Below are 1,114 nucleotides of genomic sequence, written 5' to 3'. Positions count from 1 at the left end.
TGTTTGGACTGGGGACATCGCGAACAGATGTGCGAGGACATCGCGAACAGTTTTGCATGCTATCGCGCCAGGACATTGAGGTCGATGGTTTCTATTTTCTGATGTCTGAACCAGGCGTCGAAGACACCGTCTGTGGCGGTGGGCCTGAAGGCGACGGATTTTCCTGTGAAGGCCCTGCACAAACGCATGGTGCGGCCAAGAATGGAGACGAAGCCATGCTGCTGTACGCGGCGGATGAGATCGCCCTTGGCGTATTCGAACGGCTCGACCGTTTCGCGATAAGGGCGCAGCGATGCCCAGTAGCGATCGAGCGGCACGCCGCCGTCCAGCGCATCGTGGGGACGCTGGGCGTTGTAGACATGGCGCCACTGGTCGAATGCGTCCTGGGCCTTGGCGAGATCGGCGAAGGGCGGTCCCTGCAGCGCCTCGGCCTTGAGCGAGCGATGGAAGCGCTCGTCCTTGCCGAGGGTCTGGGGATGGCAAGGCCTGGAGTGGCTGACGGCGATGCCGGTTTCGATCAGCCAGACGGTGAGCAGCGTGAAGTCGTTGCGGCCGCCATCGCCCCAGGGCGGGCCATTATCGGTGGCGATGCGCCACGGCAAGCCATAGCGGCGGAAGGCGGCGACCAGCCGGGCTTTTACGGTTGCGGTGGTCTGGTCGGCGCAGGCCGACAGCGCGACCGAGAAGCGCGAATGGTCATCAAGCACGGTGAGCGGATGCAGGCGGCCGCAACGCAAGGCGACGTGACCCTTGAAGTCCATCTGCCACAGATCGTTGGGGGCGGCATGCTCGAAGCGGATGAAGGACTGCGCTCCACCGCCCGACGTTCCCAACTCAATGCCGTTGCGACGCAGGATGCCGGTTACCGTCGAGGCCGCCGGCGTGCCGATACCCTCGCGGGCAAGCACACGCGCGATCTTGCGTCCACCCCAAGCCGGATGCGCCATACGCACCGCAAGGGCCGCCGCTTCCACCTCCGGCGCGCTGCGCGCCGGGCTCGATCGTGGCCGCCGCGACTGTTCGACCAGCCCAGCCTCCCCCTCGATCCGATAGCGCGAAAGCAGCTTGTGGCCACAGGTCCGGCCGATACCGAAGCGCTGGCACAGCACGCTTA

The 1,114-nt window shown here is 65.3% G+C and carries 1 protein-coding gene; it reads right to left on the bottom strand.

Annotated features, from left to right (window positions below):
• Nucleotides 1-59 precede the first annotated feature (59 nt).
• The coding region (locus NKI97_RS35355; RefSeq protein WP_352838605.1) for an IS481 family transposase at nt 60-1,114 on the bottom strand (1,055 nt) is incomplete at its 5' end.

The sequence above is a fragment of the Mesorhizobium sp. M0296 genome, assembly GCF_040321675.1.
Taxonomy (GTDB): Bacteria; Pseudomonadota; Alphaproteobacteria; order Rhizobiales; family Rhizobiaceae; genus Mesorhizobium.
Note: the sequence above shows the minus strand (reverse complement) of the source record. Positions and strands in the feature narration are given on the sequence as shown.